This window comes from Roseovarius nanhaiticus (genome assembly GCF_900156535.1).
Taxonomy (GTDB): domain Bacteria; phylum Pseudomonadota; class Alphaproteobacteria; order Rhodobacterales; family Rhodobacteraceae; genus Roseovarius; species Roseovarius nanhaiticus.
Genome location: NZ_FTNV01000002.1, coordinates 159,156 through 184,089, shown reverse-complemented (window position 1 = coordinate 184,089; position 24,934 = coordinate 159,156). Strand labels below are relative to the sequence as shown.

The following is a 24,934-nucleotide window of genomic DNA, read 5'->3' as shown; positions in this document are numbered from 1 at the left end:
TATTGGGGCATCTGGATCAGGCGTGGATCGCGCCGTCGCCGCAGGCGAGGGCGGCCTCGCGCACGGCCTCGGAATAGGTTGGGTGCGCGTGGCTGGTCAGGGCAATATCCTGCGCGGCGGCGCCGAACTCCATTGCAACACAGATTTCATGGATCAGATCGCCCGCCATCGGGCCTATGATATGCGCGCCCAGGATGCGGTCCGTTTCCTTGTCGGCAAGGATCTTGACGAAGCCGTCGGCAGCGAAATTCGCCTTGGCCCGGCCATTGCCCATGAAACTGAATTTGCCCACCTTGTAGGCGCGGCCCTCGTCCTTGAGCGTCTGCTCGGTCGCACCCACATTGGCCACCTCGGGATGAGTGTAAATCACGCCGGGAATGAGGTTGTAATCCACGTGGCCGTGATTGCCCGCCAGAACCTCGGCGCAGGCCATGCCTTCATCCTCGGCCTTATGAGCCAGCATCGGGCCATCGATGGCGTCACCGATAGCATAAATGCCCTTGACGTTGGTTTGCCAATGATCGTCCGTCTTGATCTGGCCGCGCTCGGACATTTCGACGCCCAGATCGGCCAGGCCCAGACCATCGGTGAAGGGTTTGCGGCCTGTGGCCAGAAGGACGGTATCCGCCTCGATCTCGGCCTCGCTATCGTCCTTTCGCAGCTTGTAGGTCACGGTGGCCTTGCCATTCTTGACCTCGCAGCCCTGCACGGCAGCGCCCATGACGAATTTGAGCCCCTGCTTCTTCAGGATGCGCTGGAAGGTCTTTTGCACCTCGGCGTCCATGCCGGGGGTGATCGCATCGAGATATTCGACCACCGTCACCTCGGCACCGAGGCGGCTATAAACGCTGCCCATCTCAAGGCCGATGACGCCCGCGCCGATCACGACCATTTTCTTGGGGATCTTGCCCAGTTCAAGCGCGCCGGTGGAACTGACAACGGTTTTTTCATCGACCTCGACGCCCTTGAGGCTGGCCGGCTCGGAGCCGCTGGCGATGATGATATTCTTGGCCTCATGGGTGTCGTCACCCACCTTCACCTTGCCCGCCTCGGGGATCGACGCCCAGCCTTTGATCCAGTCGATCTTGTTCTTTTTGAAAAGGAACTCGATGCCCTTGGTGTTGCCGTCGATGGTGTCCTGCTTGTAGCTTTGCATCTGTTTCCAGTCGACCGACGGGCTTTTCCCCTTTAGGCCCATGGCGGCGAAATTATGCTCGGCCTCATGCAGCATGTGCGTCGCGTGCAAAAGCGCCTTGGACGGGATGCAGCCGACATTGAGGCAGGTGCCGCCCAGCGTCTCGCGGCCGTCGACGCAGGCGGTCTTGAGGCCCAGCTGGGCGCAGCGGATGGCGGCGACATAGCCGCCGGGGCCGGAGCCGATCACGATGACATCATAAGTGGCCATGGTCAGGTTTCCTTTGGATCAGATGCGGTTGGCGTCAAAGAGACAGGGAATTGTCCGGAGGGTCAACCGGAGGGGAAGTTTGCGCGTTCCGGCTATGAGTATTTGCGGAACAGTGAAAGACTAGAAGAGTGCCGCGAGCAGCATGAGCGTGGTTGCGCCGAAGCCAACGGCCCAGATGACCGAGCGCCATGGCACGAGGCCAAAGTAATAGGCCGGGACATAGCCGATGCGGGCGGCGAGGTAGATCCAGGCGCAGGCGGTGGTGAGCGGGCCGGATTGGCCCGATACGGTGATGACGGTGCAGGCGATGCCGAAGAGGATCAGCCCTTCGAAATGGTTGTTTAGGGCGCGCACGAGGCGGCCGGTTTTGGGGCTGATCTGCTCGGTCATGGGCGTGCCCATCTGGCCGGGGTCGCGCGGGGACATCGTTTTGGCGGTGCCGAGTTCCAGATTGACGGGGATCGCCATGAGGGCGAACTGGACGACCTGCAACAGGGCGGCGAGGGTGAGGACGGTCAGCTCGGGGGTCATTGCTCGATGGCCTTTGCGATGAGGGCCGCGCGGGCGTCGTAGCTGCCGATGCGGGCCGATGGGTGGGGGGCGGTGACGTGGTCGATGCCGAAATGGCTTAGCACATTTGCGGCATCCGTGCCGAGGGCGACGGGGCGGCGGCCCATCATCTCGTGCCGGCCGATGGCGTCGAAGCTGGCGCGGGCATGGGCGGCGGGGATCGTGCTGGAGCGTTTGGGCGTCAGCAGGTGAAAGACGGGGGTGATGTAGATGTCTGCGCGCTTCAGGTTCAGAAGGGCCAAGGCTTTGTCGATGACGCGGATGAAGGGGTTGTCCGGTAGATGGCCGTGTTTCTGAAGGTGGCTGCGATTGGCGGCGGCGGAGGGGGCGTCGAGCCAGTCCTTGGAGATGAGGAGCGGGCCGGTGAGGTTGCCGCAGGCGATCTGGATGGGCGAGACGTAGTCACCGTCAAAGCCATACTCCGCGAGCGTGGGGTAGCCTGGGATGTGGAAGGCGCGGCGGGCGGCAATGGCGTGGGAGTAGGGGGCGCAAGCGTCAATCATCATGCGCAGCTCCGTTTCAACGCGGTCGTCGGTGGCGGACAAGGGGTCATTTGTTTTTCGCCTTCTTCGCTGCGATCCAGTCCACGAACGGAATAATCCAACCGAGCAGTGCCACGAACACGATGAGCTTGGCGGATGGCTTGGCAAAGGCATCGGCTCCGCCAATCCAGGCCATGCAGACCGAGAATAAAGCACAAAAGAGCCAGACTCTGAATGCCAGAGCTATCGGACGATCTTTGGCAAAAGCTAAAAAGCGTCTTCGCAAAGCTGCGTGACGCGGAAACTCTTTGTCGAAATCTGGTTCGGGATTGTGGCTCATGCGCTTTCCGAGCTGCGGTCAGGGGCGGGAATGGCTCCGGCCCCTGACTGTCTTGCGAAAGGATGCATTCGGCGTGGGTTAAAGATCCATCAGCAACCTGCGCGGATCCTCCAGCGCCTCTTTCACGCGCACGAGGAACGTCACCGCGCCTTTGCCGTCCACGATCCGGTGGTCGTAGCTGAGGGCGAGATACATCATCGGGCGAATCTTGACCTCGCCCTTGATGGCCATCGGGCGCTCTTGGATCTTGTGCATGCCCAAGATGCCCGATTGCGGCGGGTTCAGGATGGGCGACGAGAGGAGCGAGCCGTAGACGCCGCCATTGGAGATGGTGAAGGTGCCGCCCTGCATTTCCTCCATCGTCAGCTTGCCGTCGCGCGCCTTGGCGCCCTTTTCGGCGATGGCCTTCTCGATGGTGGCAAAGCTCATCGCGTCGGCGTCGCGGATGACGGGCACGACGAGGCCGGTGGGCGTGCCGGCGGCGATGCCCATATGCACGAAGTTCTTGTAGACGATCTCGGTGCCGTCGATCTCGGCGTTGACCTCGGGGACCTCTTTCAGCGCGTGCACGCATGCCTTGGTGAAGAAGGACATGAAGCCCAGTTTCACGCCGTGCTTCTTGAGGAATTCGTCCTTGTACTCGTTCCGGAGGGCCATCACCTCGGTCATGTCCACCTCGTTATAGGTGGTCAGCATGGCGGCGGTGTTCTGGCTGTCCTTGAGGCGCTTGGCGATGGTCTGGCGCAGACGGGTCATCTTGACCCGCTCTTCGCGGTCGGCATCCGAGGCGGGCGAGGGCGCGCGCTGCGCCTTGGCGGGGGCGCTGGATTGCGCGGCCTCCGGCTTGGCGGGCTGAGTGCCGCCGCCTGCGGCCGCCTTGGCGACATCCTCTTTCATGATGCGGCCGTCCTTGCCGGTGCCTGTGACCTGATCGGGGCTGAGGCCCGCTTCGGCCATCGCTTTCTTGGCCGAAGGCGCGTTCTCGACATCCTTGGAGCCGCCGCCTGCCTTGGGCTGCTGGTACTGATCGCCACCTGCGGGCGCCTCGTCCGTCGCCTGCGCGACGCCTGCATCGCTGCCCGAGGACAGAACGGCCAGCTTGCCGCCCGCCTGAACCGTATCGCCCTCATTGGCGAGGATTTCCGAGAGGGTGCCCGCGCCGGGGCTGGGCACCTCGACCGAGACCTTGTCGGTTTCGAGCTCGCACAGCATTTCGTCCGCCTCGACGGTGTCGCCAGCCTTCTTGAACCAGGTGCTGACAGTCGCTTCGCTGACGCTCTCGCCCAAGGTTGGGACCATCACGTCGATGCTGCCGCCGCCACCGCCGGATTTCTTCTCGGCCTGCTTCTCGGCTTTCGGCTCGGACTTGGCTTCTGACTTTTCTTCCTTGGCTGGCTTGTCGTCCTTGGGCTTGGCGGCCGACCCCTCTTCGATTGTGGCGAGGAGGGCGTCGACGCCGACCGTCTCGCCCTCGGGGGCAACGATGTCGCCCATTGTGCCGGCGGCAGGGCTGGGCACCTCGACGGTGACTTTGTCGGTTTCAAGCTCGCAAAGCATTTCGTCTGCCTCGACCTTGTCGCCCGGCTTCTTGAACCAGGTGGCGACGGTGGCCTCGGACACGGATTCGCCCAGTGTGGGAACGCGGACTTCGGTGCTCATGACTTAGTTTCCTTTGATCGTCAGCGCATCGTCGACGAGCGCTTCTTGTTGCTTCTTGTGCTGGCTGGCGAGGCCCGTAGCGGGCGAAGCGGCAGCCGCGCGGCCCGCATATTCGGGGCGCTTGTGCTTGGCGTCGATGCGGCCAAGCACCCATTCGATATTGGGCTCGATGAAGGCCCAGGCGCCCTGGTTCTTGGGCTCTTCCTGGCACCAGACCATCTCGGCCTGCTTGAAGCGCTCCAGCTCCTTCACCGCAGATTGCGCGGGGAAGGGATAGAACTGCTCGAACCGCATCAGGTAGACATCGTCGATGCCGCGCTTGTCGCGCTCTTCCAGCAAATCGTAATAGACCTTGCCCGAGCACATGACGACGCGCTTGATCTTGTCATCGGCCACCAGCTCGGTGTCCGAGTTGCCATATTGCGCATCGTCCCACAGGACGCGGTGGAAGCTGGATCCGACGGTGAACTCCTCGGCCTTCGAGACGGCCAGCTTGTGACGCAAAAGCGATTTCGGCGTCATCAGGATCAGCGGCTTGCGGTAGGTGCGGTGGAGCTGCCGGCGCAGGATGTGGAAATAGTTGGCCGGGGTCGTGCAGTTGGCAACGATCCAGTTATCCTGCCCGCACATCGTCAGGAACCGCTCCAGCCGCGCGGAGGAGTGCTCCGGGCCTTGGCCCTCATAGCCATGCGGCAGAAGGCAGACGAGACCAGACATGCGCAGCCATTTGCTTTCGCCCGAGCTGATGAACTGGTCGAACATGATCTGCGCGCCATTGGCGAAATCGCCGAACTGTGCCTCCCAGAGCGTGAGCGCGTTCGGCTCGGCCAGCGTGTAGCCATATTCGAACCCGAGGACCGCGTATTCGGAGAGCATCGAGTCGATGACTTCGTAACGGGCCTGCCCCTCGCGGATATTGTTGAGGGGGTAGTACCGCTCTTCGTCGTCCTGATTGATGAGGGCCGAGTGACGCTGACTGAACGTGCCGCGCGTGCTGTCCTGACCGGACAGACGCACCGGGAACCCTTCGGTCAAGAGCGAGCCGAAGGCCAGCGCCTCGCCCGTGGCCCAGTCGAAGCCCTCGCCGGTTTCGAACATCTTGGCCTTGGCGTCGAGGATGCGCTGCACTGTCTTGTGGATCGGAAAGCCGTCGGGTGCCTTGCTCAGGGCCGTTCCGATCTGGGCGAACGTCTCTTCCTTGATGGCGGTCTGGCCGCGCTGGTAATCCTCTTCCTTGCGGTCGAGATGGGACCACTTGCCGTCCAGCCAGTCGGCCTTGTTCGGCTTGTAATTGGTCCCCGCCTCGAACTCATCGGCGAGGAAGGACTGAAACGCGTCCTTCATGTCTTCGACTTCGCCCTCGGGGATCAGTCCATCCTTGACCAACCGCTCGGTATAGAGGGTCAGCGTCGTCTTTTGCTGCTTGATTTTTTTGTACATCACCGGGTTGGTGAACATGGGCTCGTCGCCCTCGTTATGTCCAAAGCGGCGATAGCAGATGATGTCGATCACGACATCTTTCTGGAACTTCTGGCGATATTCCGTGGCGACCTTGGCGGCATGCACCACGGCCTCGGGGTCATCGCCGTTCACGTGGAAAATCGGCGCCTCGACCATCAGGGCGATGTCGGTCGGGTAGGGGCTGGAGCGGCTGAAATGGGGTGCGGTGGTAAACCCGATCTGGTTGTTCACCACGATATGCATCGTGCCGCCGGTGCGATGACCGCGCAGGCCCGACAGGCCAAAGCATTCGGCGACGACACCCTGGCCCGCGAAGGCCGCGTCGCCGTGCAGCAGGATCGGCAGAACCTGTGTGCGTTCAGTGTCGTTCAACTGATCCTGCTTGGCGCGGACCTTGCCCAGGACGACGGGGTTTACCGCCTCGAGATGGCTGGGGTTCGCGGTCAGCGACAGGTGCACCTTGTTGCCGTCGAATTCGCGGTCGGAACTGGCGCCGAGGTGATATTTCACGTCGCCCGACCCATCCACGTCGTCCGGCTTGAAGCTCCCGCCCTGAAACTCGTTGAAGATCGCGCGGTAGGGCTTGCCCATGACGTTGGCCAGAACCGACAGGCGGCCCCGGTGGGGCATGCCCACGACGATATCCTTGACGCCAAGTGAGCCGCCGCGCTTGATGATCTGCTCCATTGCGGGGATCAGGCTTTCGCCGCCATCAAGGCCGAACCGCTTGGTCCCCATGTATTTCACATGGAGGTATTTCTCGAGGCCCTCGGCCTCGACCATTTTTTTCAGGATCGCCTTGCGGCCTTCCTCGGTGAAGTTGATCTCGTTGCCATAGCCCTCGATCCGCTCTTTCAGCCATCCGGCCTGCTCGGGATCCGAGATATGCATGTATTGCAGCGCAAAAGTGCCGCAATAGGTGCGGCGCACGATGCCAAGGATCTCGCGGATCGACGCGATCTGCAGTCCCAGCACGTTGTCGATGAAGATCGGGCGATCCCAATCCTCGCCGGTGAATCCATAGCTTTCGGGGTCGAGCTCGGGGCGGAAGGGCTGCTCGCGCAGGCCCAGCGGATCGAGATCGGCAATCAGGTGCCCGCGGATGCGGTAGGCGCGGATCAGCATCAGCGCGCGGACACTGTCCAGAACGGCACGCTTGATGGCCTCGTCGCTGACCTCGGCGCCCTTTTCCTTGGCCTTCTCGGTCAGTTTCTTGCCCACCGCCTTGGCTTCGGGCTCGGCGGGGTATTCGCCGGTCAGGGCCGATGTCAGATCATCCTGCGGCATGGGTGGCCAATCGGCACGCGCCCATGAGGGGCCAGCCGCCTCGGCGGTGACGGCGGAATCATCGTCGCCCATCTCTTTGAAGAATTTCTGCCACGCCTCGTCGACCGCATTCGGATCGTTCGCATAGCGCGCATAAAGCTGTTCGAGATATTCCGCGTTATGCCCCTGCATGAAGCTGGAGGCATGAAACTGGTCGTTGGGGGATTGGTCGGTCATTGGATTACCTCGGAGGGCATGGGGCAAGATTGTCTAAGACAAGGCGCGGGCGGGCAATTACCCGCCCCCGTCCGGTGTGGATGGTATCCCCATCCATGTATATGGCGCGCTGGCCGCATCAAGCTTAGCCGATTGCCTCAAGCACGGCCTCGCCAAGACCCGCCGGGCTTTCGGCAACGACGATCCCGGCGGATTTCATCGCCTCGATCTTGTCATCCGCGCCGCCCTTGCCGCCGGCGACGATGGCGCCCGCGTGGCCCATGCGGCGGCCCGGAGGGGCGGTGCGGCCGGCGATGAAGCCAGCGGTCGGCTTCCAGCGGCCCTTCTTCTTCTCGTCGGCGAGGAACTGCGCGGCCTCTTCTTCGGCGCTGCCGCCGATCTCGCCGATCATGATGATCGACTGCGTCTCGTCATCGGCCAGGAACCATTCCAGCACGTCGATATGCTCGGTTCCCTTGATCGGGTCGCCGCCGATGCCGACGCAGGTGGATTGGCCGAGGCCCACATCCGAGGTCTGCTTGACCGCCTCGTAGGTCAGCGTGCCCGAGCGGCTGACAACGCCGCAGGAGCCGCGCTTGTGGATATGGCCGGGCATGATGCCGATCTTGCAGGCGTCCGGCGTGATGACACCGGGGCAGTTGGGGCCGATCAGCTTCGACTTCGAGCCTTCGAGCGCGCGCTTGACGCGCATCATGTCGAGCACCGGGATGCCTTCGGTGATGCAGACGATCAGCTCCATCTCGGCGTCGATCGCCTCGAGGATGGAATCGGCGGCGAAAGGCGGCGGCACGTAGATCACGCTCGCATTCGCCTCGGTCTCGTGCCGGGCCTCGTGGACCGAGTTGAAGACCGGCAAATCCAGATGCGTCTGGCCGCCTTTGCCGGGGGTGACGCCGCCGACCATCTTGGTGCCGTAGGCAATCGCCTGCTCGGTGTGGAAGGTTCCCTGCGAGCCGGTGAGGCCTTGGCAGATCACCTTGGTGTTTTCGTCGATGAGAATGGCCATCGTTCATTCATCCTTTGTGTTTGCCGACAGACCAGAAGCCTTCGGCGTGCCGATCAATATTCGGCTGTGTCTGTGTCCACGATTTCGTCGAGCGCGCGGATGATCAACAGGGCGCCGCCCATCAGGATCATCGTGCGCCCAAGCGACTTGGTGATGTTGCGGGGCAAAAGGCCGGCAAGCCCGTCGCGCGCGGCCCGTGCGGCATCGCGGCCGCTGCGGACGTTACGCAGGTCGGGACGTGCGGAGGGTTCCGGCAGGCGCAACGTCTCGGGTTCGACCCGCCGTGCCGCAAGCCCCAAGCCAATAAGGCCCAGCCCTATCAGGAAGGGCGTGTAATCCGCCCCCTGGCTCATCCCTTTACCGCCTTCACGATCTTCTGGGCGCCGTCCTTGAGGTCATCCGCGGCAATCACGTCGAGACCGGAATTGTTGATGATCTCCTTGCCTTTCTCGACATTGGTTCCTTCCAGACGCACGACCAGCGGCACCTTGAGGCCGACCTCCTTGACCGCGGCGACCACGCCCTCGGCGATCACGTCGCAGCGCATGATGCCGCCGAAGATGTTGACGAGGATGCCTTTGACCTGCGGGTCCGAGGTGATGATCTTGAACGCCTCCGTCACCTTCTCCTTGGTCGCGCCGCCGCCTACGTCGAGGAAGTTGGCAGGCTCGGCGCCGTAGAGCTTGATGATGTCCATCGTGGCCATGGCAAGGCCCGCGCCGTTGACCATGCAGCCGATTTCGCCGTCGAGGGCGATGTAGTTCAGATCATATTTGGAGGCTTCCAGTTCCTTGGAGTCCTCTTCGGTCGTGTCGCGCAGATCCGCAATATCGCCGTGGCGATACATCGCGTTGCCGTCAAAGCTCATCTTGGCGTCAAGGCATTTCAGATCGCCCTTGTCGGTCACGATCAGCGGATTGATCTCGAGCATCTCCATGTCTTTTTCGACGAACATCTTGTAGAGCGTGCCCATCAGCGCGACGCATTGCTTGATCTGCGCCCCTTCCAGTCCGAGGTTGAAGGCGATGCGGCGGCCGTGGAAGGCCTGATAGCCCGTGGCCGGATCCACCGAGAAGCTGAGGATCTTCTCGGGCGTATTTTCGGCCACCTCCTCGATATCCATGCCGCCTTCGGTCGATGCGACAAAGCTGACGCGGCTGGTCTGGCGATCGACGAGCAGCGCCAGATACATCTCGGTCTCGATGCCGCTGCCGTCTTCGATATAGATGCGGTTGACCTGCTTGCCGGCGTCGCCGGTCTGCTTGGTCACCAATGTGCGGCCCAGCATGCGCTTGGCCTCTTCGGCGGCTTCCTCGACGGATTTGGCCAGACGGACGCCGCCTGCCTCACCTGCGCCGGCCTCTTTGAACTTGCCCTTGCCCCGGCCACCTGCGTGGATTTGCGCCTTGACCACCCAGAGGGGGCCGTCCATTTCGCTGGCGGCTGTCTTGGCCTCTTCGGCGCGCAAGACGACGCGGCCATCCGACACGGGCGCCCCGTAAGAGCGCAAGAGGGCCTTGGCCTGATATTCGTGGATGTTCATGAAACTGTCCCGTTTTTGGTCTGTCGCTATCCCTATACATGGAAGCGTTGCCAAGTATTAAACGCTTTTCGTATCTGATTGCGGCTTAAGCGGCAAAATTCCGCCATTTGTGATCACAGGCTAATATCGTGTGATCACATATACCGATTGCGCGCTCAGACAGGGAATCATGGGACAGGAGGCCGAAATGCAAAAGGCCCCGGCACTGTGCCGGGGCCTTTCTTGAATGAGAAGAGAGGAACGATCAGGCCAGCGAGCCGTCGATATCCTTGCACGCCTTGACGAGGCCTTTGACCGCATCGACGGACTTGTCGAACATCGCCTGCTCGTCCTTGGACATCTTGATTTCGACGACCTTCTCGATGCCGCCGGCGCCGATCACGGTGGGCACGCCGACGTAGAAGCCATTGAGGCCGTAGGCGCCATCGACATGCGCGGCGCAGGGCAGGACGCGCTTTTGGTCTTTGAGATAGGCTTCGGCCATCTCGATCGCCGAGGTTGCGGGCGCGTAGAAGGCGCTGCCGGTTTTCAGCAGGCCGACGATCTCTGCGCCGCCGTCGCGGGTGCGCTGAACAATGGCGTCCATCTTGTCCTGCGTGGTCCAGCCCATGTCGATCAGGTCGGGCAGGGGGATGCCCGCCACGGTCGAGTAGCGCACCAGCGGCACCATTGTGTCGCCATGGCCGCCCAGAACGAAGGCGCTGACGTCGCGCATCGAGACGTTGAACTCGAGGCTGAGGAAGTGGCGGAAGCGCGCCGAATCCAGAACGCCAGCCATGCCGCAGACTTTCTCATGCGGCAGGCCGGAAAACTCGCGCAGCGCCCAGACCATCGCATCCAGCGGGTTTGTGATGCAGATCACAAATGCATTCGGCGCGTTGGCGGCAATGCCTTCGCCCACAGCCTTCATGACCTTCAGGTTGATGCCCAGAAGGTCGTCGCGGCTCATGCCGGGCTTGCGCGGAACGCCCGCGGTGACGATGCAGACATCGGCGCCCGCAATATCGGCGTAGGACTGCGTGCCCTTCAGCGTCGCGTCAAACCCTTCGGACGGGCCGGATTCGGCGATGTCCAGGGCCTTGCCCTCGGGCGTGCCTTCGGAAATGTCGAAGAGGACGATATCGCCCAGTTCCTTGATGGCGGCGAGATGGGCGAGCGTGCCGCCGATCTGTCCGGCGCCGATCAGTGCGATCTTGGGTCTGGCCATGGGTGTTACCTCCGATTGGCGAATAATTTCCGCCGTGGGGGTAGTCCTAATTGCCGTCTTGCGCAAGGGTGCAGCGGCGCTGCGTCGCTTATGGTCTGCGCTTTGGCGCTGCGCTGCGGCGAGAAAGCTCTTGAATAAATGCACTGATAAATGCCATCCCTGCGCAACAATATTTCCCCAGCGCAGGAGAGGCCCATGGATGCCGCCACCCGTCCGTATCGCTCGGTTCTATATATTCCCGCATCCAAGGAGCGGGCGTTGGAAAAGGCGCGCGATCTGCCCTGCGATGCCATCATCTTTGACTTGGAAGACGCCGTTGCACCCGACGCCAAGGCAGGTGCGCGCGCAGCCCTCGCCGCAGCGCTTGAGACGGGCGGGTATGGCCACCGCGCCAAGATCGTGCGGATCAACGCGCTGACCAGCGAATGGGGGCTGGAGGACGTGCGCGCCCTGAAGGATGCGGGCGCTGATGCGATCCTCCTGCCCAAGGTCAATACCCGTTCGGACGTTGACAACCTTGTCGACCTGATCGGGGACGACATGCCGATCTGGGTGATGATGGAAACCCCTGTCAGCGTGTTCAACGCGCGCGACATCGCCTCGCATGGGCGGGTCGCGGCGCTGGTCACGGGCACCAACGATCTGACCAAGGATCTGGGCAGTCGCACGCGCCCTGATCGCCTGCCCTTGATGTTGGCGCTGCAAAGCATCGTGATGGCGGCGCGCGCGGCGCGCATCATTGCCATCGATGGTGTCTATAACCGTTTTCGCGATGGCGAGGGGTTGGCCGCGGAATGCGAGCAGGGGCGCGATTTGGGGTTCGATGGCAAGACGCTGATCCACCCCGCGCAGATCGAGGGCGCAAACCGCGCCTTTGCGCCCACCAGCTCCGAAATCGACCTGGCCCAGCGCCAGATCGCCGCGCATGAGGCCAGTCAGGCCTCGGGCGAGGGCGTGGCCGTCGTGGACGGGACGATCGTGGAGAATTTGCACGTCGTGGCCGCGCGGCGCATATTGGCCAAAGCGCAACTTCTGGCCGAACTGGAGACGACATGATGGGCTTCGCGATTCTGATACTCGGTCTTGCGCTATGGAGCGGCGGGCATTTCTTCAAGCGGCTGGCGCCGGACGTTCGGGCGCGCATGGGTGCCAAGGGCCGCGGGCCGATCACGCTGATCCTTCTGGGCGGCGTTATTTTGATGGTGATCGGCTATCGCATGGCCGATGGCGCATTCTTCTGGGGCCGCCATCCCGCCACCGTGGGCATCAATAACCTGCTGATGCTGCTGTCCGTCTATCTCTTTGCCGTGTCGGGCGCGAAAACCGCGCTGGCGCGCAAGATGCGCCACCCGATGCTGGGCGCGGTCAAGGTCTGGGCGCTGGCGCATCTGCTGGTCAATGGCGACACGGCGTCCTTCGTCCTCTTCGGCGGGCTGCTGGCCTGGGCCGTGGCCGAGGTTATTGTGATCAACCGGGCCGAGCCCGATTGGACACCGCCGCCGGCCAAGCCGATGAAGAAGGAATTCATCGCCATCGCGGCCACACTGGTGGTCTACGCGGTGATCGTGGCCATCCACTATGCCTTGGGGTATCCAGCCTTCGGCTGACCTTCGGATCTTGATGACGAGGACGACATGCAACTTTACCGCTTTCTGAGCGCCGACGACACATCGGCATTCTGCCACAAGGTGACCGAGGCCCTGAACAAGGGATGGGAGCTATACGGCACGCCCACCTATGCCTATGACGAGGCCAATGGCGTGATGCGCTGCGGCCAGGCTGTGATCAAAGATGCACCCGGCGTCTATACGCCGGACGTCAAGCTGGGCGAGCAATGAGCAAGACCAATCCGGGCCGCTTCTTTGAGGATTATACCGTTGGCGAGGTGATCGCGCATGCGGTGCCGCGCACCGTCGGGGCGGGCGAGCGGGCGCTTTACCACGCGCTCTATCCCGCGCGGCACGCTCTTTATTCGTCGGATGCCTTCGCGCAGTCCTGCGGGCTGGCATCGTCGCCTTTGGATGATCTGATCGCCTTCCACACGGTCTTCGGCAAGACGGTGCCGGATATTTCGCTAAACGCGCTGGCCAATCTGGGCTATGCCGAGGGCCGCTGGCTGGCGCCCGTCTGGCCGGGGGACACGCTGCGATCGACATCGGAAGTGATCGGCCTCAAACAGAATTCGAACGGTAAATCCGGCGTCGTCTGGGTGCGCACGCGCGGGACCAACCAGCACGGTGAGGCGGTGCTGGAATATGTGCGCTGGGTCATGGTGCGCAAACGCGACGTAGAGGCCCCCGCGCCCGAAACGGTCATCCCCAAGCTTGCGTCCGCCTTGACGCCGGACCAGTTGGTCATCCCCGAAGGACTGGATTTCAGCTCCTATGACTTTGCGCTTGCGGGCGAGCCGCATCGCTGGGGCGATTATGCGGTGGGCGAGGTCATCGATCATGTCGACGGCGTCACCATCGAGGAGGCCGAGCATATGCTGGCCACGCGCCTGTGGCAGAACACGGCCAAGGTGCATTTCGACAGCACGGCGCGCGAGGGAGGGCGCCTGATCTACGGCGGCCATGTCATCTCGATGGCGCGCGCGCTCAGCTTCAACGGGCTGGCAAATGCGCAGATCATCGTCGGTCTGAACGGCGGCGCGCATGCCAACCCCTGCGCGGCGGGCGACACCGTTCGCGCCTGGAGCGAAGTGCTGGACCGCGCCGAGACGCCCGTGCCGGGCATCGGTGCGCTGCGCTTGCGCCTTGTTGCGACCAAAGGTGGCGCGGCGGGCGCGCTCCGGGACGGGGATGGGCGCTATTTGCCGGAGGTTCTGCTCGATCTCGACTATTGGGCGCTGATCCCGATGTGACATCCGTGGGTGCGGCGCTATGCTCTGGACCGCGGCGCGCACGGGCGGGCCGCGCGACTTGAGTATTTTTGGAACAATGAAAGGTCAGCGGGATGGTGATGATAACGCTGAGCTGGGACGAGGCCGCTGACCGTGAGGTCGGTTTGCCCGCCTATGCGAGCGCGGGCGCGGCGGGCGCGGATCTGCGCGCCAATTTCGGCGAGGGCGGGGGTGCGTTGTCGTTGGCGCCAGGCGAACGATCGCTGGTCCCGACTGGTCTGAGGATGGCGATTCCCGAAGGCTATGAGGTGCAGATCAGGCCGCGCTCGGGCTTGGCGCTGAGGCATGGGGTGACCGTGGCGAATGCGCCCGGCACGATCGACAGCGACTATCGCGGACCTTTGGGCGTTGTTTTGATCAATCTCGGGGACGCGCCTTTCGAGGTTACGCACGGCGCGCGGATCGCGCAGATGGTGGTTGCGCCAGTCGTCTTTGCGTCCTTTTCAATAGCCGACGCGTTGGACGAAACGGCGCGCGGCGTTGGCGGGTTCGGCTCGACGGGACGCAGCTGATGCTTTTCGTTTTGATATTGGGGGGCGCTCTCTGGGGCCTCGGGGCCGTTCTGGGAACGCCGCGGCAAATGCGCTGGACCATGATCGGCATGCTCTGGGTCGGTGTGGTGCTGCTGCATCTGGTATTGCCCGCGGGCAGCCCTCTGCGCGTGGCGACGGGTGAGAGCGCGGCGCCGTGGCTGCTGCTGGGCGGGCTGGCGGCGCTGATCCTTGCCTATCGTGCGGGTCTGCGCCGGGTGCGCGGGCGCGCCGAGGCCGCCGAGGCGCGGGACGCGCCAGAGCAAAGCGGCGCGTTTTCGGATGTCGAGCTGGAACGCTACGCGCGCCACATCGTCCTGCGCGAGGTCGGCGGGCCGGGGCAGCGCGCGCTGAAGGACGCGCGCGTTCTGGTCATCGGCGCGGGCGGATTGGGTGCGCCGGCGCTGACCTATCTGGCCGCCGCCGGTGTCGGCACGATCGGGGTGATCGACGACGATGTCGTCGATCTGTCCAACCTGCAACGTCAGGTTATCCACCGTGACCGCGACATCGGCATGCCCAAGGTGCATTCCGCCGCCGAAGCGCTGCGCGCACTCAATCCGCATGTCACGGTGCGCCCCTACGAGCGCCGCCTGACAGAAGAGATCTCCGCCGATCTGATCGCGGATTATGACATGGTGCTGGATGGTTGTGACAATTCCGAGACGCGCCATCTGGTCAACCGCATGGCCGTTGCCGCGGGCAAGCCGCTGATTTCGGGTGCGCTGACGCAGTGGGAAGGGCAGCTGAGCGTCTTTGATCCGGCCGAGGGCGCGCCCTGCTATGCCTGCGTCTTTCCCGAAGTGCCCGCCGCGGGCCTTGCGCCGTCCTGCGCCGAGGCGGGCGTGATTGGGCCGCTGCCCGGCGTCATCGGTTCGATGATGGCGGGCGAGGCGGTCAAGCTGATCACCGGAGCGGGCGCGCCGCTGCGCGGAACTCTTTTCATCTACGACGCGCTCTATTCGGACGCGCGCCGGATCAAGACGGAGCGCCGCCGCGATTGCGCGGTTTGCGGCGCCAAGGAGGACACATGACGAACCCGCTTCTGGGCCACTGGGACACGCCCTACACGATCGCCCCGTTCGACCGGATCGAGGATGCCGATTTCGCCCCCGCGCTGGAAACGGCGCTGACGCTGGCGCGGGCGGAAATAATGGCGATTTCCGAGAACCCCGAAACGCCGAGTTTTGCCAACACGGTCGAGGCGCTTGAAGCATCGGGCAAGGCGCTGAACCAGGTGCTGAGCGTTTTCTACACCGTCGCAGGCGCCGACAGTAATCCCGCGCGTCAGGCGCTCCAGCGCGATTTCGCGCCCAAGCTGGCGGCCTATTCGTCGTGGATCTATGCGCAAAAGCCGCTTTTCGCGCGGATCGAGGCGCTGTGGGAGGCGCGGGATGGGCTGGACCTGACGGATGAGCAGGCGCGCGTCCTGATGCTGACGCATCGCGGCTTTCGCCGGCGCGGCGCGGCGCTGACCGGGGCCGAGGAGGCGCGGATGCAGGCCATCATGGCGCGGCTTGCGGAGCTGGGGACGCAGTTCACCCAGAACCTGCTGGCCGATGAGGCGGGCTGGCACATGGAGTTGGACGAGGACGCGCTGACCGGCCTGCCGGAGTTCCTGAAGCGCAGCGCGCGCGATGCGGGCAAGGAAAAGGGGCTGGAAGCGCCTATCATCACCCTGTCGCGCTCGCTGATCGTGCCCTTCCTGCAATTCTCGCCCCGCCGCGATCTGCGCGAGCGGGCCTTTGCCGCTTGGAGCGCACGCGGTGCGAGCGGCGGCGAGACGGATAATCGCGAGATCGCGAACGAGACGCTGGCCCTGCGCGAGGAGCGTGCGAGGCTCCTCGGCTATGACAGTTTCGCCGCCTTCAAGCTGGAGACCGAGATGGCAGGCACGCCTGCCGCCGCGCGTGATTTGCTGATGCAGGTCTGGGAGCCCGCCAAGGCGCAGGCGCTGCGCGATGCCGAGGTGCTGACCGCGATGATGCATGAGGACGGCATCAACGCCGATCTGGCGCCGTGGGATTGGCGTTACTATTCGGAAAAGCGGCGGCAGGCCGAGCATGATCTGGATGAGGCCGAGCTGAAGCCATATCTGCAACTCGACCGCATGATCGAAGCGGCCTTTGCCTGCGCGCATCGCCTTTTCGGGCTGGAGTTCAAGCCGGTCGATGTGCCGCTCTATCACCCCGATTGCCGGGCGTGGGAGGTGACGCGGAACGGCGCGCATGTGGCGGTCTTCATCGGCGACTATTTCGCGCGCGGCTCCAAACGCTCGGGCGCGTGGTGCAGCGCCATGCGCGGACAGGCAAAATTCCCTGAGCGGCAGGGCCCGGTCGTGATCAACGTCTGCAACTTCGCCAAGGGCGATCCCGCGCTGCTCAGCTACGATGACGCACGCACGCTTTTTCACGAGTTCGGTCATGCGCTGCACCAGATGCTGTCAGACGTGACCTACGAGAGCGTCAGCGGCACCTCCGTCGCGCGCGATTTTGTGGAGTTGCCCAGCCAGCTCTATGAGCACTGGCTGGAAGTGCCCGAAGTGCTGGGCGAGTTTGCCACCCATGCCGAGACGGGCGCGCCGATGCCGCGGGATCTACTGCAAAAGGTGCTGGATGCCGCGACCTATGACATGGGGTTTCAGACAGTCGAATACGTCGCCTCAGCCCTTGTCGATCTGGCGTTTCACGAGGGCGCGGCGCCCAAGTACGCGATGGCGCGGCAGACCGAAGTGCTGGCCGAGCTGGGCATGCCGGACGCGATCACCATGCGCCACGCGACACCGCAATTCGCGCATGTCTTTGCCGGGGACGGCTACAGTTCGGGATATTACAGCTACATGTGGTCCGAGGTGATGGACGCTGACGCCTTTCAGTCGTTCACCGAGGCCGGAGGCGCCTTCGATGTTGAACGGGCGCAATCGCTGGAAAACAACATCCTCTCGCGCGGCGGATCTGCCGATGGGGAAACGCTTTATCTGGCATTCCGGGGCAAGATGCCCGGGCCGGAGGCGCTGCTCCGCGGGCGCGGCCTGATCGCCTGATCTTGCACCAGGGCGGGGCCGGTGGCATGATCGCCCGGCCCCATCTGGAGAGTAGAATGCGCAAGTTCATGGTCGTCCTCGACGACAGCCGCGAATGCCTGAATGCCATGCGTTTTGCCGCGATGCGGGCGGCGCATACCCAAGGCGGCGTCAAGGTTCTGTCAGTCATCCCGCCCGAAGAATTCAACCATTGGATCGGCGTTGGCGACATCATGCGCGAAGAGCAGCGCGAGCGCATCGAGGCGCATTTCGAGGTGTTCGCCAAATGGATGCGCGACAAGCAAGGGGTGAACCCCGAGTTGATTATCCGCGAAGGCGAGCCTGTGGCCGAAATTATCGCGCAGATATCCGAGGATCCCGAGGTGGGTGTTCTGGTGCTGGGCGCGTCGGCGGATGGCAAAGGGCCGGGCCCGCTGGTCAGTCAGCTCAGCCGCAGCGCGGGGAGCCTGCCGATCCCGATTACGATTGTTCCGGGTGATCTGAGCAAAGAGCGGCTGGAGATGATCACCTGAAGCGGCGCATTTCGCGCTTTGCCGAGTGCGTTGCGCGGGGCCGCCGCGAGAGGATATCTGTAAGCGGGCGGTTGCGGATTTTTTCAGCAATGCCTGATCCGCCGATCATCTCTCAGCATCTCGAGCGCTTTAAAGGCGGGAGCCTTTCTGGCTGCCTAAAACGCGCCGGCAGCCAGCATAGGCTTTGATCAACTCTCGCTTTCGAACCGATCACGCCATGCGCGGCTCACATCATCAGCAAGCTTTGCCGTCGGCGGTTCGACGGACCGGGCGTGGCCTGGATCAAGGTACAGCGCAGCAAGCACCTCGGCGAGGATCCGTTGAGGTTGTTCGGAAAGGGCGTCATATGTAAGACGCAAAGGCCTTATTCCTTCGCGCTCGAACCATCGCTCCCAAGCTGCGTCCAGAGCAGTGAGCGCAGCCATTTGTCCCCTGATGGCGGCCGCGTCGTACCGCGCGTCCTGCGCAGGGGCGAGGCGTTCCAGCTCTGTGCCATCGGCATTGCGATGCCAAAGGCCCGTCTGTTCGGCCCGCACATACGAGATTGCCTGGCCCAAGCGGTCGGAGCGTGTCAGGTGAATGTACAAAGTCGCGCCAAAGGCTTGTTCGATGCGGCGCGCGTCACGCATCTGGCCGGGCAAGAGTCGTCCCAGTTGCTGCATGACGTAGTCAAAGCTGGGGCGCTGCAACCGCAAGCCGAAGATATCCGTGCCGCCTTTGCCTCGCGCGATGGCGCTGTTGATTAGAGCGCGAAGGCAGTCTTCCGTATCAGCGTAATCGGCCCGCTTCAGGCCGTAGTCATCCAGCCAATCGTCAAGCGATGGCGAGTGAAAGTGCGAGTCGGGATTGCCCGCGATTTTTGTTGCCGCAAGCAAACGGCATAGCAGAGTGCTTCCACTGCGCGGGGCGGTGCAAATCATGTAAGACTGAAGGGGTGTGCTTGGCATGACGCATGGCTTTTTCAGTTGTGCGGATTCAGGAACGATGCAGCAGCTGTGGACCGACCTGCGAGCAGGCCGGGATGCCGTGCGACATTTTCTGTCATGGTGCAATGCAAGCGGTGGCTTGTCGATGTCGAACCGCTTGGCGGCCGCGCAGATCGCGGGTTCGATCGCAAGGCGGACGAATGAAGGCATCGAGGCTGCTTCATGGCATCTGGCGCGCCAGTTCGATCGGGTTATCCCGATGCGTCAGATGCTTTGGTTTGCCAAGGCGCGCATTGAAACGCTGCCTGCGACGCTCAAACGGCTTCGTCGCTGACGAGGCGCATTCCAAGATGTGCCGGGGGCGACCCGACGGCGCAGCCACCGCGGGCAGGGTCGCGGATCAGGTAGGACATGGCCGCGACATGCTCTCCTCCGACAAAGAAGGCCGGGCAGCGGGCCGGGTCGACGCCTTCCGACACGCCAGCGTAGCAGTCCTGGGTCCATTCCCAGACACTGCCGTCGAGATCGGCGATGCCTTCGGGCGAGGTGGAAAAGCTGCCCTGCGGTTTCAGGGCGCGCGGCGTGATGCCCTCGACGAGGTAGGTGGACGCCCAAGTCAGGGACGGATCGGTAAAGAGCGGCTCGGCCCCGTGATTGAGGACCGACGCGGCCATGTGCTCCCACTCCGAGGCGGTGGGCAGACGAAAACTGTGGCCCGATTTCGCGTTGATCCAGGTGAGGTATTCCTGAACGTCAACATAGCTGAGGCCAGTCGCAGGGGTCAGCGCGGCATCCTGATCGGGCCGGACCCGCAATTTCAACGTGCAGGCCCCATCGGCATTGCAGGTGTTCCACTCGGCGACCGAAACCTCATGGCGTTGCACGTAGATTGCGTTGCCGTTTGGCAGGGTGACGGGACGCTCTGCCATGCTGGGCATGATTGAGGGATCGGGGGCGCGCTGGCTTAGCACGCCCCCGAGGGTAGCCGCCGCCAAGAGGCCGATGAGCACCAGACGAAGAGGCGTCTTGGCATTTCCCAGGCTCTTGACGGCGGACATGATGTGTTACCTTTCCAGAGGTTGATCAGGCTTCGAAGGGGCGCGGTGCGACGACCTGTTCCATCAGGTTGTTGTCCCACTCACCCTCGACCACGAAATGCGCGGTTGCACCCTTGAGTGCGGCGATGATCAGGTTGTGGTTGACGTAGGCATAGACGCCCGGCTGCTCGAAGGTATACATCGCCGCCGCCGCGCTTCCGCCACGCACGAACCATGTCTCCATCGAGGTCAGCGGCGCGACGTCGAAGGAGGTTTCCCAGACATAGTCGCCATGACCGCCGATAAGGTGCGGACGGCTGTCCACGTTGCAAGAGTTGTGCACCATCAGCACGGTCTCGCCCACGTTGAACTTCAGCGCGCCTTGGCCGGTCAGGGCGCCAACGGCTCCGTTGAACACCTGGTGCGTTGGGGTCAGCGTCGCCATCGCCTCAAGGCTGTCCGCGTAATCGTCGCCGGCGGTGTCATAGAATTTGAAATCGCCGTTTTCGTCTTTGGGCAGATAGTAGTCCTGCTCGCCCATATAAGCGATCTTGTCGTATTTTAGCTGATTGCCATCCTTGTCCTTCAGCCCGTCCCGCGGCAGCACCATGACGGCGCCGTTCATGCCGTGGCAGACGTGATAGGGGATCATCGCACCGCCAGGGGCGCAGTGATAGGTGAAGCAGCCCGGCTTGGTCGCCTTCCAGCGCAGCACGGCCTCTTCGCCGGGATAGACGTGGGTCAGGCCACCGCCACCCAATGCGCCGGTCGATGCGTGAAAGTCGACGTTGTGCTCCATCGCGCTGTCCACGGGGTTGCGGATCGTCATTTCGACGATGTCGCCTTCGTGGACGATGATCAGCGGACCGGGGACCGAGCCGTTATAGGTCAGCGCCCAGATGGAGGCGCCGGTATCCTCGTCGACGATCATCATGCGTTCGGTTGTGACCAGCTCGACTTCGACGATCTTGGGGCCGCCTGTCGCCACTTGCTCATGCTCGGGCGCAAAGGGAGGTGCGACAAGCTCCTGCTTGACGCGGGTATAGCCCGAAAGGTCGGCCGGCTTGGCAGTGCTTTCTGCCTTCTGCTCGGCTGCTGCCTTGTAGATCTTGGCCGATGCAGCGTCTGCCTTGTGCAGTTTCTGGCGGCGCGGAGCCGCCAATGCACCGGCGCCGGTCATGGCGGCGGCACCTGCCAGAACGCTGCCGCGCAATACGTTGCGGCGGCTGGTCTTCATGAGGCCCGGATTAATGAATTTGGTCATAGCTTTCTCCTTTGGAGTGGCTGGTGGCGCGGGGCCGCGTGGCCCGCGCGCCGGTAGGTAATCAAAGATTTTCGAGTTGAGCTTCGAAGCGTTCCTGGGCTTTGCGCGGGATGCGCCCCTCAAAGAAGTCTTCGGGCGCATCGACATCGCCCACTGCGATCGTCATCACCATGCCCATCGCGTAATGCGGTTTGCAGATCACGCCATAGACGCCTTCAACGTCCAGTGTGACTTCGATTTCCTCGTTGATCTTGCCTGCGAAGGGCTCGGCGCCGTCGGGGATCATGTCTTCGTTGACCTCGGCGTTATGGCCTTTGTCCGTGGCCAGGAACCGGATCGTATCGCCCGGCTGGGCCTGGACGAAGGCGGGCTCGAACACCATGCGATCGCCGTCAGAACCCTTGTTGAGCATCTTGACTTCGAAAGTCTCGGCCAGCGCGGGGCCGCCAATCATGGCGACGAGGGCGGCGGATGTGAGGAGCGTGCGGATCATGTGATTTCCTTTCTGATCGCGTTGTCTTCTGACCCGGTGTCTACGCAAGTTTCGCCAATCAGTTTTTGCGCTGGCGCAAAGTTTCGCGACGTTGTGCAAAACCGCGCCGGCACCAATCCGCGTTTCGATGTGGCGTCACCTGCGGAATCTGTGGCATGAGGGGCGCATGGACGCGACGCCCCAGAATAAAGTGCTTTCCCGGTTGGATGAGAGCCTGTTGACGCACCTGCCGCCCTTCTCGCGGCTGGATCGGCAACAGATTCGCGCGATTCTCGATCAGGCAACGTCGCGCCGGTATAACGCGGGCGTTTCGATCTTTGATGAAGGGGCGCCGGCCGACCGATTTTTCATGCTGCTGGATGGCTATGTGCGCGTGGTGCGGATCACACCGACGGGCGAGCAGGTCACAGCCTTGCATATTCCTGCGGGGCAGCTTTTGGGAATGGCCAAGGTTCTTGGCCGCGTGACCTATCCCGCGACTGCGATCACGGCGACCGAATCGATCGTGCTCAGCTGGCCGATGCGCCTGTGGGATAGCTTCATTCAGGATTATGACGGCTTTGCCACCGAAACCTACAAGACGCTGGGCCACCGGGTGGGCGAGATGAATACCCGTATTGTCGAATTGGCAACGCAGCAGGTCGAGCAGCGCGTGGCCAATGCCATTTTGCGTCTGATCAGTCAGACTGGCCGCAAGGTGCCTGGCGGGATCGAGATTGATTTTCCCATCACGCGGCAGGATCTGTCCGAATTGACGGCCACCACGCTGCACACTGTCAGTCGCTTGCTAAGCGCCTGGGAAAAACGTGGCCTGGTCGCAAGCAAACGCAAGCGGATCACCGTGACCGACCCCCATGCGCTGGTCGTGCTGAGCCAGGGCTAGCCCGCCCGCATCAGTCCGATATCGCGTCCTGCAGCTCCGACAGAAAGCTCGCTTCGTCCAGATCGTATTCGGCGCAGGCATCGACAATTGTATGAAACGGCCCGATCAGGCACCCGACGCACAGCATGCCGTGCCGGATGAACACGGGCACGGTTTGCGGCCAGAGCCGCATCATATCCGCAAGCGGCAAATCCGGATCATCCAGTCTCGGTTTCGGCATGGTGCAGCCCTCCATCGAGACAGATTAGACGCCCGACTGCGCCAAACTTTGTTCCAGCGCAAACTCTTGGACGGGAACTGCGTCTAGGACTGGGAGTATCCCGAATCCAAGGAGCCGCAGCATGGCCGAAATTCTGACCAAATCGCGGGCGCGAAACATCTTTTATGGAGGCTCGATATTTTTTGTCGTGGTTTTCATAGCGATGACCGTCCATTCACATAAATACGTGGTCGAGGTCTCGACCGCAGGCATGGAGCTGTCCGAAGACGTCATTCGCGGCAAGCATGTCTGGGAGCGCGAATCCTGCATCAACTGTCACAGCCTGCACGGCGAAGGCGCGTATTTCGCGCCCGAAGTCGGCAACGTAATGACACGTTGGGGCGTGATGGATGATCCCGAGGGCGCTTTCGAGACGCTCAAGGGCTGGATCGAGGCGCAGCCCAGCGGCATCGAAGGGCGCCGCCAGATGCCCGAATACATCTTCACTGACGAAGAGATCCGCGGGCTGGCCGAGTTTCTGCGCTGGGCCGATCAGACTGACACGCAGGGCTGGCCGCCCAACGACGCCGGCTAAGGCGCAGGAAAGGATACCCCAATGAAATATCAATCTCAAAAAGTCGCCTACTGGTACTTCCTGGCAGCCATCGCCCTCTTTGGCATCCAGGTCACCGGCGGGCTTGTCGCCGGGTGGATTTATGTCTCGCCCAACTTCCTGTCCGAGATCCTGCCGTTCAACGTGATCCGCATGATCCACACGAACGCCCTTATCGTCTGGCTGCTGCTGGGCTTTTTCGGCGCGGCCTATTTCCTCATCCCCGAGGAGAGCGAGCGCGAGATCTACTCGCCCATGCTGGCCTATGTTCAGCTGATCATCCTTCTGGTCGGCACGCTGGGCGCGGTGGGCAGCTATCTTGTCGGCATCCATGGCGGACGCGAATTTCTCGAGCAACCGCTCTGGGTCAAGTTCGGCATCCTCGTCGCGGCCCTGATCTTCCTCTTCAACATCTCGATGACGGTGCTGGCGGGCAAGAAGACGGCGATCACCAACGTGCTGCTCATGGGTCTGTGGCTTTTGTCGCTGCTTTGGATCTTTGCCTTCATCAACCCCGACAACCTCAGCCTAGACAAGATGTACTGGTGGTTCGTCGTCCATCTCTGGGTCGAAGCGACCTGGGAGCTGGTCATGGCGTCGATCCTCGCGTTCCTCTTGCTCAAGCTGACGGGCGTTGACCGCGAAGTGGTGGAGAAGTGGCTTTATGTCATCGTCGCCACCGCGCTTTTCAGCGGCATCCTCGGTACTGGCCACCACTTCTACTGGATCGGTCTGCCGGGTTACTGGCAGTGGGTTGGCAGCATCTTCTCTACCTTCGAGGTGATCCCCTTCTTCCTGATGATGACATTCGCCTTTGTCATGGTCTGGAAGGGCCGCAAGAACCACCCGAACAAGGCGGCGCTCCTGTGGTCGCTCGGATCCTCCACCGTCGCCTTCTTCGGCGCGGGTGTCTGGGGCTTCCTGCACACGCTGCACGGGGTGAACTTCTACAGCCACGGCACGCAGATCACCGCAGCCCACGGGCACCTGTCGTTCTACGGCGCTTACGTGGCCCTCAACCTTGCGATGTTCACCTATGCCTTCCCGATGCTGAAGAACCGCGCGCCTTACAACCAGGTGCTCAACATGGCCTCCTTCTGGCTGATGACAGGCGGCATGGCGTTCATGACCTTCGTGCTGACCTTCGCAGGCACCATCCAGACGCATATGCAGCGCGTCATCGGTGACTACTACATGACGGTGCAGGACGATCTGGCCATCTTCTACATGATGCGCTTCGGCGCGGGGGCCGCGGTCGTGATCGGTGCACTCCTCTACATCTACTCGATGTTGGTGGTGCGCAAACGCGAGATCATCGAGCCCGGTCCCGCCAACCCAGTTCCTGGAGAGTAACCC

27 protein-coding genes are annotated in these 24,934 nt (G+C 62.7%); 12 read left to right on the top strand and 15 right to left on the bottom strand.

From position 1 onward, the window contains the following. Positions 1-16: 16 nt before the first annotated feature. The 10 genes from lpdA to mdh form a co-directional block, all read right to left on the bottom strand. Positions 17-1,405 carry a dihydrolipoyl dehydrogenase gene (gene lpdA, locus BW975_RS11055; protein ID WP_076533981.1) on the bottom strand — a complete coding sequence of 463 codons (1,389 nt, stop codon included), beginning with the start codon at positions 1,403-1,405 and terminating at the stop codon, positions 17-19. A 120-nt stretch (positions 1,406-1,525) separates the two neighbouring features. After that, positions 1,526-1,936, bottom strand: a complete 411-nt coding sequence (locus BW975_RS11050; protein ID WP_076533979.1) for an MAPEG family protein — start codon at positions 1,934-1,936, stop codon at positions 1,526-1,528. Then, positions 1,933-2,481 (bottom strand): hypothetical protein, encoded by a 549-nt coding sequence (locus tag BW975_RS11045; protein WP_244512609.1) that lies wholly within the window; start codon positions 2,479-2,481, stop codon positions 1,933-1,935. Before BW975_RS11045 ends, BW975_RS11050 begins: the two co-directional genes overlap by 4 nt. Before the next feature lie 43 nt (positions 2,482-2,524). Then, positions 2,525-2,797 carry a hypothetical protein gene (locus BW975_RS17935; protein ID WP_139194253.1) on the bottom strand — a complete coding sequence of 91 codons (273 nt, stop codon included), beginning with the start codon at positions 2,795-2,797 and terminating at the stop codon, positions 2,525-2,527. Positions 2,798-2,875: 78 nt separating this feature from the next. Next, positions 2,876-4,456, bottom strand: a complete 1,581-nt coding sequence (gene odhB, locus BW975_RS11040; protein WP_076533977.1) for a 2-oxoglutarate dehydrogenase complex dihydrolipoyllysine-residue succinyltransferase — start codon at positions 4,454-4,456, stop codon at positions 2,876-2,878. 3 nt (positions 4,457-4,459) lie between these two features. Then, entirely contained in the window at positions 4,460-7,420 is a 2,961-nt protein-coding gene (locus BW975_RS11035) for a 2-oxoglutarate dehydrogenase E1 component (RefSeq protein WP_076533975.1), read from the bottom strand. A gap of 124 nt (positions 7,421-7,544) precedes the next feature. Next, complete coding sequence (gene sucD / locus BW975_RS11030; RefSeq protein ID WP_076533970.1) at positions 7,545-8,426, bottom strand: succinate--CoA ligase subunit alpha; 882 nt, start codon at positions 8,424-8,426, stop codon at positions 7,545-7,547. Positions 8,427-8,479: 53 nt separating this feature from the next. Then, on the bottom strand, positions 8,480-8,779 hold the full coding sequence (locus BW975_RS11025) for a hypothetical protein (RefSeq protein WP_076533968.1): 300 nt from the start codon (positions 8,777-8,779) through the stop codon (positions 8,480-8,482). Beyond that, entirely contained in the window at positions 8,776-9,969 is a 1,194-nt protein-coding gene (gene sucC, locus BW975_RS11020; RefSeq protein WP_076533966.1) for an ADP-forming succinate--CoA ligase subunit beta, read from the bottom strand. The genes BW975_RS11025 and sucC overlap by 4 nt, the downstream gene beginning before the upstream one ends. Before the next feature lie 244 nt (positions 9,970-10,213). Further along, positions 10,214-11,176, bottom strand: coding sequence for a malate dehydrogenase (gene mdh, locus BW975_RS11015; protein ID WP_076533964.1), 963 nt, complete (start codon positions 11,174-11,176; stop codon positions 10,214-10,216). Positions 11,177-11,371: 195 nt separating this feature from the next. Between mdh and BW975_RS11010 the strand changes: the two genes are divergently transcribed. The 8 genes from BW975_RS11010 (at position 11,372) to BW975_RS10975 (ending at position 18,163) form a co-directional block, all read left to right on the top strand. Continuing rightward, complete coding sequence (locus BW975_RS11010) at positions 11,372-12,232, top strand: HpcH/HpaI aldolase/citrate lyase family protein (RefSeq protein WP_076533962.1); 861 nt, start codon at positions 11,372-11,374, stop codon at positions 12,230-12,232. Beyond that, positions 12,229-12,783 carry an NnrU family protein gene (locus tag BW975_RS11005; protein WP_244512610.1) on the top strand — a complete coding sequence of 185 codons (555 nt, stop codon included), beginning with the start codon at positions 12,229-12,231 and terminating at the stop codon, positions 12,781-12,783. The genes BW975_RS11010 and BW975_RS11005 overlap by 4 nt, the downstream gene beginning before the upstream one ends. Before the next feature lie 27 nt (positions 12,784-12,810). Continuing rightward, the gene (locus BW975_RS11000) at positions 12,811-13,014 is read left to right on the top strand and encodes a DUF1737 domain-containing protein (RefSeq protein ID WP_076533960.1); all 204 of its coding nucleotides are present in this window, start codon (positions 12,811-12,813) and stop codon (positions 13,012-13,014) included. Then, complete coding sequence (locus BW975_RS10995; RefSeq protein ID WP_076533958.1) at positions 13,011-14,039, top strand: MaoC family dehydratase; 1,029 nt, start codon at positions 13,011-13,013, stop codon at positions 14,037-14,039. Before BW975_RS11000 ends, BW975_RS10995 begins: the two co-directional genes overlap by 4 nt. Positions 14,040-14,131: 92 nt before the next feature. Beyond that, on the top strand, positions 14,132-14,590 hold the full coding sequence (dut, locus tag BW975_RS10990; protein WP_076533956.1) for a dUTP diphosphatase: 459 nt from the start codon (positions 14,132-14,134) through the stop codon (positions 14,588-14,590). Further along, a complete protein-coding gene (locus BW975_RS10985) occupies positions 14,590-15,642 on the top strand; it encodes a HesA/MoeB/ThiF family protein (protein WP_076533954.1) in 1,053 nt (350 codons plus the stop codon). Before dut ends, BW975_RS10985 begins: the two co-directional genes overlap by 1 nt. Then, positions 15,639-17,651: a M3 family metallopeptidase gene (locus BW975_RS10980; protein WP_076533951.1), complete on the top strand. Its 2,013-nt coding sequence runs from the start codon at positions 15,639-15,641 to the stop codon at positions 17,649-17,651. The genes BW975_RS10985 and BW975_RS10980 overlap by 4 nt, the downstream gene beginning before the upstream one ends. A gap of 56 nt (positions 17,652-17,707) precedes the next feature. Then, positions 17,708-18,163, top strand: a complete 456-nt coding sequence (locus tag BW975_RS10975; protein ID WP_076533948.1) for a universal stress protein — start codon at positions 17,708-17,710, stop codon at positions 18,161-18,163. A gap of 188 nt (positions 18,164-18,351) precedes the next feature. Here BW975_RS10975 and BW975_RS10970 read toward each other — a convergent pair whose 3' ends face one another. Then, positions 18,352-19,110: a Stf0 family sulfotransferase gene (locus BW975_RS10970; RefSeq protein WP_076533945.1), complete on the bottom strand. Its 759-nt coding sequence runs from the start codon at positions 19,108-19,110 to the stop codon at positions 18,352-18,354. Here BW975_RS10970 and BW975_RS18165 point away from each other — a divergent pair. Continuing rightward, positions 19,109-19,423, top strand: a complete 315-nt coding sequence (locus BW975_RS18165) for a hypothetical protein (RefSeq protein ID WP_076533942.1) — start codon at positions 19,109-19,111, stop codon at positions 19,421-19,423. The genes BW975_RS10970 and BW975_RS18165 overlap by 2 nt on opposite strands. Here BW975_RS18165 and BW975_RS10960 read toward each other — a convergent pair. The 3 genes from BW975_RS10960 to BW975_RS10950 form a co-directional block, all read right to left on the bottom strand. Then, positions 19,404-20,147: a formylglycine-generating enzyme family protein gene (locus tag BW975_RS10960; protein WP_076533939.1), complete on the bottom strand. Its 744-nt coding sequence runs from the start codon at positions 20,145-20,147 to the stop codon at positions 19,404-19,406. The genes BW975_RS18165 and BW975_RS10960 overlap by 20 nt on opposite strands. A gap of 25 nt (positions 20,148-20,172) precedes the next feature. Further along, positions 20,173-21,390 (bottom strand): copper-containing nitrite reductase, encoded by a 1,218-nt coding sequence (nirK, locus tag BW975_RS10955; RefSeq protein WP_076533936.1) that lies wholly within the window; start codon positions 21,388-21,390, stop codon positions 20,173-20,175. Between the two features lie 61 nt (positions 21,391-21,451). Continuing rightward, positions 21,452-21,883: a pseudoazurin gene (locus tag BW975_RS10950; protein WP_076533933.1), complete on the bottom strand. Its 432-nt coding sequence runs from the start codon at positions 21,881-21,883 to the stop codon at positions 21,452-21,454. A gap of 166 nt (positions 21,884-22,049) precedes the next feature. Here BW975_RS10950 and BW975_RS10945 point away from each other — a divergent pair, with 166 nt between their 5' ends. Next, complete coding sequence (locus BW975_RS10945) at positions 22,050-22,766, top strand: Crp/Fnr family transcriptional regulator (RefSeq protein WP_076533931.1); 717 nt, start codon at positions 22,050-22,052, stop codon at positions 22,764-22,766. Between the two features lie 10 nt (positions 22,767-22,776). Here the strand turns inward: BW975_RS10945 and BW975_RS10940 are convergent, their stop codons facing one another. Then, on the bottom strand, positions 22,777-22,986 hold the full coding sequence (locus tag BW975_RS10940) for a DUF1858 domain-containing protein (RefSeq protein WP_076533928.1): 210 nt from the start codon (positions 22,984-22,986) through the stop codon (positions 22,777-22,779). Positions 22,987-23,107: 121 nt separating this feature from the next. Between BW975_RS10940 and BW975_RS10935 the strand changes: the two genes are divergently transcribed. Next, entirely contained in the window at positions 23,108-23,560 is a 453-nt protein-coding gene (locus BW975_RS10935; protein WP_076533926.1) for a c-type cytochrome, read from the top strand. A gap of 21 nt (positions 23,561-23,581) precedes the next feature. Further along, positions 23,582-24,931, top strand: coding sequence for a cbb3-type cytochrome c oxidase subunit I (locus tag BW975_RS10930; protein ID WP_076533923.1), 1,350 nt, complete (start codon positions 23,582-23,584; stop codon positions 24,929-24,931). The last annotated feature ends 3 nt before the right edge of the window (positions 24,932-24,934 follow it).